Origin of the sequence: Streptomyces sp. NPDC060209 (genome assembly GCF_042728155.1) — a bacterium.
GTDB lineage: Bacteria > Actinomycetota > Actinomycetes > Streptomycetales > Streptomycetaceae > Streptomyces.
This window is the reverse complement of record NZ_JBHWZS010000350.1, coordinates 1-8,621: the sequence shown is the minus strand read 5'-3', so window position 1 is coordinate 8,621 and position 8,621 is coordinate 1. Positions and strand designations below refer to the sequence as shown.

9 protein-coding genes are annotated in these 8,621 nt (G+C 69.4%); 2 read left to right on the top strand and 7 right to left on the bottom strand.

Annotated features, from left to right (window positions below):
* Positions 1–36: 36 nt before the first annotated feature.
* Positions 37–825 carry a putative protein N(5)-glutamine methyltransferase gene (locus ACFWFI_RS37795; protein ID WP_387399521.1) on the bottom strand — a complete coding sequence of 263 codons (789 nt, stop codon included), beginning with the start codon at positions 823–825 and terminating at the stop codon, positions 37–39.
* Positions 826–1,040: 215 nt separating this feature from the next.
* Positions 1,041–1,778 (bottom strand): metallophosphoesterase, encoded by a 738-nt coding sequence (locus ACFWFI_RS37790; RefSeq protein WP_387399524.1) that lies wholly within the window; start codon positions 1,776–1,778, stop codon positions 1,041–1,043.
* A 98-nt stretch (positions 1,779–1,876) separates the two neighbouring features.
* Between ACFWFI_RS37790 and ACFWFI_RS37785 the strand changes: the two genes are divergently transcribed.
* Positions 1,877–2,494, top strand: a complete 618-nt coding sequence (locus tag ACFWFI_RS37785; protein WP_387399519.1) for a CGNR zinc finger domain-containing protein — start codon at positions 1,877–1,879, stop codon at positions 2,492–2,494.
* A 10-nt stretch (positions 2,495–2,504) separates the two neighbouring features.
* Here the strand turns inward: ACFWFI_RS37785 and ACFWFI_RS37780 are convergent, their stop codons facing one another.
* Positions 2,505–2,990 carry a hypothetical protein gene (locus tag ACFWFI_RS37780; protein ID WP_387399517.1) on the bottom strand — a complete coding sequence of 162 codons (486 nt, stop codon included), beginning with the start codon at positions 2,988–2,990 and terminating at the stop codon, positions 2,505–2,507.
* Between the two features lie 255 nt (positions 2,991–3,245).
* Between ACFWFI_RS37780 and ACFWFI_RS37775 the strand changes: the two genes are divergently transcribed.
* A complete protein-coding gene (locus tag ACFWFI_RS37775; protein WP_387399515.1) occupies positions 3,246–4,499 on the top strand; it encodes an MFS transporter in 1,254 nt (417 codons plus the stop codon).
* A gap of 40 nt (positions 4,500–4,539) precedes the next feature.
* Here ACFWFI_RS37775 and ACFWFI_RS37770 read toward each other — a convergent pair whose 3' ends face one another.
* The 4 genes from ACFWFI_RS37770 to ACFWFI_RS37755 form a co-directional block, all read right to left on the bottom strand.
* The gene (locus ACFWFI_RS37770) at positions 4,540–5,205 is read right to left on the bottom strand and encodes a histone deacetylase (protein ID WP_387399514.1); all 666 of its coding nucleotides are present in this window, start codon (positions 5,203–5,205) and stop codon (positions 4,540–4,542) included.
* 188 nt (positions 5,206–5,393) lie between these two features.
* Positions 5,394–6,443, bottom strand: a complete 1,050-nt coding sequence (locus tag ACFWFI_RS37765; protein WP_387399512.1) for a type III polyketide synthase — start codon at positions 6,441–6,443, stop codon at positions 5,394–5,396.
* Positions 6,444–6,452: 9 nt separating this feature from the next.
* On the bottom strand, positions 6,453–7,691 hold the full coding sequence (locus ACFWFI_RS37760) for an FAD-dependent monooxygenase (protein WP_387399523.1): 1,239 nt from the start codon (positions 7,689–7,691) through the stop codon (positions 6,453–6,455).
* 29 nt (positions 7,692–7,720) lie between these two features.
* Positions 7,721–8,287, bottom strand: a complete 567-nt coding sequence (locus tag ACFWFI_RS37755) for a carboxymuconolactone decarboxylase family protein (RefSeq protein ID WP_387399510.1) — start codon at positions 8,285–8,287, stop codon at positions 7,721–7,723.
* Positions 8,288–8,621: the final 334 nt, after the last annotated feature.

Here is an 8,621-nt window from a genome sequence, read left to right as displayed (position 1 = left end):
GCACGCGTGCCGGACGGCGGACGGCGCGGAACAGCCCTACCGGGGCCTGGTCCCGACGACGACGGTGGCGTACAGCTCCTCGGAGACGACGACGCGGGCGAGCAGTCCGCTGCTCCCCACCGTCTCCTCGGCCCGCGCCGCCTGCCGCTCGCTCGTCTCGACCAGCAGACTGCCGCCCGGGACCAGCCAGTCGGCCGCCTCGGCGACGACGCGCCTCATCACGTCGAGCCCGTCGCCCCCTCCGTCGAGCGCGACGCGCGGCTCGTGGATGCGCGCCTCGGCGGGGAGCAGCCCGACGTCTTCTGTCGGTACGTACGGCACGTTGGCGAGCAGGACGTCGACCCGCCCGCGCAGCGCACGGGGCAGAGGGGCGAAGAGGTCGCCCTCGTAGACCGTCCCGAGTTCTCCCACGTTGCGCCGGGCACAGCGCACAGCGGCGGGTTCCACGTCGGCGGCGTGCAGTTCCACGTCCCGCAGCGACGACGCGAGCGCCCTGCCGAGCGCCCCGGTACCGCAGCAGAGATCGACCACGACCGCACGGTCCGGTGCGAGTGCGGCGGCCTGCCGGACGAGGAACTCCGTACGTCGCCGGGGCACGAAGACCCCGGGGTCCACGGCGATCCGCAGCCCGCAGAACTCGGCCCAGCCGAGCACGTGTTCAAGCGGCAGGCCGGCTACGCGCCGTTCCAGCATGGCCGCGAGACCGGCGGGGTCGGCCGATGCGGAGAGAAGGAGTTCCGCCTCGTCCTCGGCGAAGACACAGCCGGCGGCACGGAGCGAGGTGACGAGGGTGGCGAAGGTGAGCGGTGGGGCGAATTCCTGCACGGTGCGGAGCCTTTCGGGATGACCGATGGGCGCTCCGCGATCGCTCAGGCCCGGTCGGCCACACGACGGCGAGGGGTGAGCGCCCAGCCTGCTGAAGCGGTAATGGGTCTCACCTCCTGGGTCGGTCCCGGTCTCGGGAGGGGCCACACTACCGGACCGGCGCCGGACACGACGGCGCCCGCACCAGCAGCCTCGGCCCGGGCCCGGGCGGCCGCTCAGATCACGACGCGGTAGTGGGTCGTCAGCCGGCCGTCGTCGCCCAGGACATGGAAGGCGAGCCCCGGAGGCTGGTCGCGGTCGGCGGCACGGTCGCCCTCCCACGGCATCCGGAGTGTCCAGGTGATCGCCGGTCCCACGATCAGGGGGAGACCCGCGAAGGTGGAGGCCGCCGCCGTGTGGGCGTGCCCCGTGAGGACGGCGGCGACCCGTGGATGGGCACGGAGCAGGGCCGCCAGGTCACCGGGGCGTTCGAGCATGCCGGAGTCGGGCAGTGGGTGGTGGAGCTCGACGGGCGGCTGGTGGAAGGCGATCAGGGCCCTTGTCCCCTGCGGCAGTCCGGCGAGAGTGGTGTCGATCCAGGCGAGGGTCTGCTCGTCGAGGCGCCCCTCGTCGCGTCCCGGGATGGTGGAGTCGCACATCAGGATCGCGGCACCCGCGATGTGGTGCACCCGGTTGACGGGTCCGGCGTCGGGCGCCTCCCCCAGAAAGGCCTTCCTGTAGGCGGGACGCACGTCGTGGTTCCCGGGACACGGGAGGACCGGGAAGGGCGCGGCGAGGATCCGCGCGGCCTCCTCGTACTCCGCCTCCGCACCGTGGTCCGCGATGTCCCCGGTGACCAGCAAGGCATCGACGGGACGGGGCAGGGCCCGCAGGTGGTCCATGACGCGTACGGCGCGCCGGGTCGCCCTCTCGCTGCCGTCCAGGTGCAGATCACTGATCTGCGCGAGCAACACGGTCACGTCTCCCCCTAATGCTTGTTTCCAGTTATCCGTTAGGGACCTTAGAGTGTGCGTGCCACGCAAACAACCGGTACGGGCAGGAGCAAGACCCCATGGAGCGCTGGGCGGCACTGGAGCTGGCGAGCACGATCCGCCACGACGGCGACGGCGGCGTCACCGACGAACTGGCCACGGTGCAGGGCCTGAAGCGCTGGATCCACGAGCAGCGGGCATTGCTGGAGGGCCACTTCCCCGAGGACTCGGAGGTGGTTGACGAGGACCTCAGGCTCCGCGTCGTCGAGCTACGGCGTGCCGTGCGGGCGCTGTTCGCCCGCGCGGTCAGCCCGACGCGTCCCAGCCCGCCGGACGCCCACCGGCTGACGCCGGCCGGCCGGGCGGTGGCCGAGCTGAACGCGGCCGCGGCGCTGGTCCCCGTCGTCCCCCGGCTGGACTGGCCCCTCGAAGGCCCCCCGAAGACGCACGTGTCGGCCACGCGGGACGACCCGCACGCCGTACTTCTCGCCGCCCTCGCGCGGGCCGCCATCGAGTTCCTCGGCGGTCCGCAGCGCGAGCGGTTGCGGGCCTGCACGGCTCCCCGCTGCGTCCGCTACTTCGTGAAGAGCCACGGCCGCCAGGAATGGTGCAAGCCCTCCTGCGGAAACCGCGCCCGCGCGGCCCGCCACTACGAACGCCACCACCGGACGCCGGACGGGACACCGGCATCGCCGTGAAGCCGCCGGCTCAGCCGCGCCGCGCGGCACCTTCCGGCCAGACCACGTCCACCGGCACCCCGGCCCGCCGGGCCTCCTCGACCAGATCGGCCGTACCGCCGCCTCGCCCGGACGGGGGCGTGCCGTCCCACACGGCGACGAGCCGGTCCGCACGCTTCAACAGCTCGGCGTTGGCGGCCTCGTATGCCGCGCGGCCGGCGGTCTCGTACGGCAGGGTCCACACCTCGACGGCGGTTTCGTTGAGGTGGTCGAAGACAGGGGTGTCCTCGGGATTCACCACCGCGACGCGGTAGTCCAGGGACGGAATGACGACGACGAGGCGGCCGCCCATGGCGGAGACCTCCTCCGCGAAGAGCGAATCGGCTCCGGCGGCGATGCACGAGACTCCCGTGAGGTCCCCGCTGTAGGGCTCCAGCAACTCCCGCAGTGCGGCCCGTACGAGCGGCACGGTCTCCTCGGTCAGGTCGATGTGCCCGGTCACGGCCAGCGTCGTCATGCGCTGTCCCTCCTCAGCTCGGCAACGGATCGCAGGGCCGGTCACGGCGCCCACGGTGTACGGGTACGGCTGCCCCGGTTGCACCCTCGCACGCTCGGAGCACGGCCAGGGGCGGACCCGACCGCTCGGGCTCACTCCATCCCTTCGGCCGCCCCGCTGTACGCACTTCCTCTGCCCCACCCGGGAGTGTACGTTCGTACATACTTAGCCCGGGGTGGCGTCCGCCCTGCCGCATTCTCGTGAAAGACGTGTCTGATGGACCTGGCCACCCGTCGCCGCCGAACGGCGTTGTTCCTCTTCTTCCTCATGCCCGGCTTGTCGATCTCCTCCTGGGTGACGCGAACGCCCGACATCAGGGACCAACTGGGTGCTTCCACCGCTCAGATGGGACTTGTCCTGTTCGGCTTGTCCGTCGGTTCCATGCTCGGCATCCTGAGCTCCGGTGCACTGGTGGCACGGTTCGGCACCAGGCCGGTCATGGGCGTGGGGACGGCGCTGGTCATCGTCAGCATGGTGGTCATCGGCTGCGGGGCCCTGCTCTCCTCGGCCCCCACCGTCACGGCCGGACTGTTCCTCTTCGGCGCCGGGATGGGCGGCGGAGAGGTCGCGGTCAACATCGACGGCGCCGAGGTCGAGCAGATCATCGGCCGGACGGTACTGCCCACCCTGCACGGCTTCTTCAGCCTCGGCACGGTCGTGGGGGCCGCGGTCGGCATTCTGTTCACCGCCGTCGAGTTCCCGGTGCAGTGGCACCTGAGCGCGATAGCCGTCATCGCCACCGGGATGTTCCTCTACGCCTTCCGCGCCATCCCCGCCTCGGTGGGCAGAACCAAGGGGCCCCGGCCGGCCGACGGCGGCACGACGCCGCCGCGGGCGGCGGTGTGGAAGGACAGGCGGCTGCTGCTGATCGGCGGAATCATCCTCGCCATGGCACTGGCGGAGGGCGCCGCCAACGACTGGCTGCCGCTGCTCATGGTCGACGGCCACGGCGTGGACCCGGCCCTGGGATCGGCCGTCTACGCAGGCTTCGCCGCCGCCATGACGATCGGCCGCTTCGGCGGCGGCTTCTTCATCGACCGCTTCGGCCGCGCCCCCGTCGTCCGGGCCAGCGCACTGTCCGCGGCCCTCGGACTCACTCTCGTCATCTTCGCCGACTCCCCCGTCCTCGCAGGCGCCGCAGTGCTGTTCTGGGGCCTGGGGGCCTCGCTCGGCTTCCCCGTCGCACTGTCCGCGGCCGGCGACTCGGGTCCCGACTCGGCGGCCCGCGTCAGCCTGGTGGCGATGATCGGCTACATCGCCTTCCTCGTCGGGCCCCCCGGCCTCGGCTTCCTCGGCGACCACTACGGGCTGCGCTCCGCCATGATCGTCGTCCTCGCGTTCGTCGCCGTGGCGGTCTTCCTCGCCCCGGCCATCGGCACCCGCCGCACCACCGAGCCGGAGGTGCACACCGCGCAGCCGCCCGCCCCCGATGCCGCCCCGGACGTCACTCGGACCGCCCGGGGCGAATGACGGATCTCAGGGCCGGTACGGCGCACCGACGGCCGCCCGGTCAGGTGATCAGGTCCAGGATCGCGCGGGCGGACCACCGGCCGGCGGCCCCCCGTGCCGAGGCGAGGTAGGCGGAGACCGTGGCCGCGTCCCACGGCCCCGCCGCCAACAGGCCGGAGGCGACGAGGCGCAGGTAGTCGCGCGACGGCGGCACCGGGGCGACCTCGTGGGCGCTCCACGGCGCGGTGAAGGTCAGAACGGGATGCCCGTCCATCCGCCCCGCGCACACCAGCGTCTCGTAACGTCCGCTCCCCAGCGTGGCGGCGCCGGAGGTCAGGACCTCGCCGAGGTCCAGGTCCTCGCCCGGGTCCCTGTACATCTCCTGGGCGACGATGTCCGCGAACTGCGAGGCCGGGACGAGGTGGGCGCGGGCGTACACCCGCCCTTCGCCCCCCGGGTCGTAGAAGGCCCGTCCGCCACCCCAGACCGGCGATCGCGTGGCGAAGTAGAGGGCCCCTCGGAGCTCCACGGGCACGGACCGGCTGGGCGGGCGCCGGTCCCGGCATCCCGGATACACCCTGTCGGCCCCGGGCGGCCGACCCCCCTCGATGTAGCAGGCGAGCCGGCCCAGATGCGTGTTGGAGCCGTACGACGTGTACCAGACCTGCTGCGGCGCGGGCTCCCCTGCGGCTGCGGTCAGCGGCTCGATCGGGTGTACGTCGACCACCTGGTGCCTCCCTTGCTGAGCTCGGCGATGCCGTGATCATCACCCGCGGGACAGGGGCGTAACCGCAAGGCCGTGGCGCGCCGACGGCCCCAGGGCGGCCCCCGGTCGTGGTCGCCCGGTGGTGGAGCTGCCCCAACCTGAGGTTCGGTCCCGGTGAGCAGAGTGGCTGCTGCGATCGGTCTCAGCTGCTATTGCCATTGGGCGCGTGAAGCTGTGACGGATATACCTGGGCCGACTCCGATCACGAGGCCGTGTGTGCCGGGGGGTGGTGGCGTGGCATACGTGCGGGCCAGGATGTCGAGGACGGATACGGATCCGGTGTTCCCGAGGGAACGCAAGCTCTGCCAGGGGATGTCTATGAGTGACGGGTCGCAGCCGAGCCCGTCGACAAGCGTGCTCAGGACCTTGGGTCCACCGGGATGCGCTACGAGGAAGCCCAGAGTGGGCGGTTCGCTGTCGGGCTCTGATTCCTTGAGCCAGCCGGTGAGTTCAGGCAGTACCTGGGCGACCGCGTCATAGAGGCGAGGCGAATTGAAGAGATGCATTCCGTCATCCCTGATTCGGGTCCCGACAATCGATGCCGTCCCAGGTGCGGTGTAGTCCCAAGTGGCTGTGATTCGCAAACCTGGCTGCGTGTCGTCGCTGCGGACTACGCAAGCTCCCGCCGCGTCACCCATGAGCGCCCGGAAGATCATGTTGTCCATGCCGGTGTCAGCCGGGTGAATGTAGGAGGAGAACAGATCTGCGGCAACCACCAGTATTCTGTGCTGTGCGCTGGTGCACAGGTCTGCAGCCCTGGCTAGAGCATAGGCGCCGCCGTTACATCCCATCTGCGTTACCGGCAGGCGCCGTGTGGTAGGCGGCAGATTGAGCCGGTTGACGAGCTCAAGGTCGAGACCGGGCATCACGTAGCCGGTGACGCTGGCGCACACCAAGGTGTCGATGTCAGCGGGGTCGAGTTGAGCCAGACGCAGTGCCTTGCGTGCGGCTTGCTCGGCGAGTTGGCAGGTGTCGGCGAAATGTCGGTCAAGCCGCTCGTCGACCGACTGGCCGGAGGAACTGAGTTCGAGAAGTGGGTGGGATAGGTGCCGGCTTGCCACAGTGGTGGCTTCCATCACGCGCAACGCGTCCTTGATCCGGGGGGCGTCTGCGTAGCGGCTGGCGAAGTGGTCGAGTAATTCATCCGTTTCTACCCGGTTTTCAGGCAGAGCTATGTGAGGGCAGGTCACAGTGGGCATGGCTATGTCTCACTCCCGATAGTGCGTCGGCTCCATCAATTCTTTCTCTTCGTACAGGTAGTGGCTTTTTCCGTTCAGCGTCGCCAGGGTCCAGGCGGCCATCTTCTGCGGACTCATGGTCTGCCAATCCGGAGTGTCCTCGACCTGTGCCTGCCCGAGCGCGCGCCCCAGGGACACCAATTGGTTACCAACTGCTCTGCGGTCCTCGTCATAAGCAGCGAGGGCCGCCGACAGGGATGGTGACGAGCGCAGGACCTGCTCCAGCAGAAGGGCATCCTGCAGCGCCTTAACGGCCCCACTGGCGGTATGGGGTCGCGTGATTGTGCTTGCGTCCCCAGCGAGCAGGAAGGGGGCACGGGCCACCCGTGGCAGGGACAGGTCGTGTACCGGTTGCACCGTGACAGCGTCCGCGCCTGTGGCCAGCACGGCATCGCGCCAGGGATCGGGGAAGGACTCCTCGATCAGCCCTTGCGCATGGCGCACCAGAGCCTCGGCCACCCGCCCGGGTGGGTACGACATCGTCGCGTCGAATGCCATATCGGTGGGTGGCACCGCATACAAGGCCCAATTCAGCCGCAGCGTCTCCTGCGCGTCGCCCTGCGAGCCCGGGATCAGGTAGAGAACCGCATGACCACCGGGGAAGACAATGGTGTAGTACTTGCCAGAGAGCTCGTTGCGGATCCGGGCGCCGTCCGGTACCTGCCTCAGGGGCAGGCTCGCTCGCCACAGGGCGTAGCCGGCAAAAGATGGGCGTACACGGGGGAATACTGTTCCGCGCACCAAAGAACCATAGCCGTCGGCACCCACCACCATGTCGCATGTCAGGTCCTGGCCCCGGTCTGTGTGGACCTCGGCTTTCGACGCACTTGAAGGCCGTTCCGGAATGGCCGCGTGGACCTCGGCAACCCGATCTGCTCGCCGATAATCGCCGTCCGAAACTCTGCGACGCAGGCTCTGCCATAACAGGGCCCAGTTGCAGGCCGCGATCGGACTCGGCTGGCGCCACAGCTCCCGGCCCTCACGCCGACCCGGCCGACGTACTACCCATACCCGCTCGGAGGCAGTACATACGGGCATGGCGGCATCGACATAGCCGGCGGAGACCAGCTTCTCCCGTAGGGCTGGAGGAATGACAATCCCCAGACCGCGCTCCGCAAGATCAGCGCGGCTGCGCTCGAAAACGGTAACGGTGTGGCCGGCTCGCTGGACGGCGACAGCCGCAGCGCAACCCGCAATACTCCCGCCCACGACCACGGTGCGCGAGACCGCGCCGGGGCTCACTGGCCACCGCGCTCAGTTGCCATCGACGCGAAGCCCTGGGCCAGTTCATCTCCCGCCTCGTCGACCTCCAGGTCGAGGGCGTTGATGTAGAGCGTGAACATCCGGATGGCACCGAGAACGAAGAGGATCTCAGCGATCTGGCGGGCGGTGAAATGTACCTGCAATTGCTGCATCGGCTCACCGTCCCAACCGGCCTGACGCAGATAGCGTCGTCCAGCGGACAGCAAGGCGCGCTCCGCCTGATCGGTACAGCGCTCATCAGGATCGGCAATCAACAGAAGATCGGCCTCAGTCACACCGACCGCGGCGGCCTGGGGTAAGTGCTCAAGCCATTCGTAGCGACAGTGCGTCTCGTGCGAGACCAGAAGGACCAGCATCTCCCGGTGCTTGGGGCGCAGTTCGAGCACAGTCATCATTCTTGTCACCAGGTCCAGCAACGGAGCAGTCAATGTCGGCGCGAGCGCGATGGCCCTCACACTGTTGATTGGCACCGGAAAATCTTTTATCGCAGCGACTGTCTCTTCAGGGAGGTCATCCCACACCGGATAGGGCAGTCGGGGCATGGCTGAGTTCCTATCACCGCCTGCCGAGCCCGCTTTCCGGGCCCGGCCCAGGCATTCAAGGTAAGCACAGCCCCACAAAAGGTGGCACGTACCCAAGCACCGAATACGTGAACGCGTTGAAAGCTTGCGTGCGGGCTATAGCGAAGGTGCCTGATTTCGTCCCGTGTCCGCAACCCGGATCAGCAGCCATGCCCCCTGCCTGCCTCCCCGGGCAAGCTGCCCCTGTACGCGCGTGCACGACCTCCTCCGCGGACACCATCGCCCTGTCGCTCCCCAAGGGCTGTCCCAGGCATCCAAAACGACTTCGGGCCGACGGTGTCGCACCGTCGGCCCC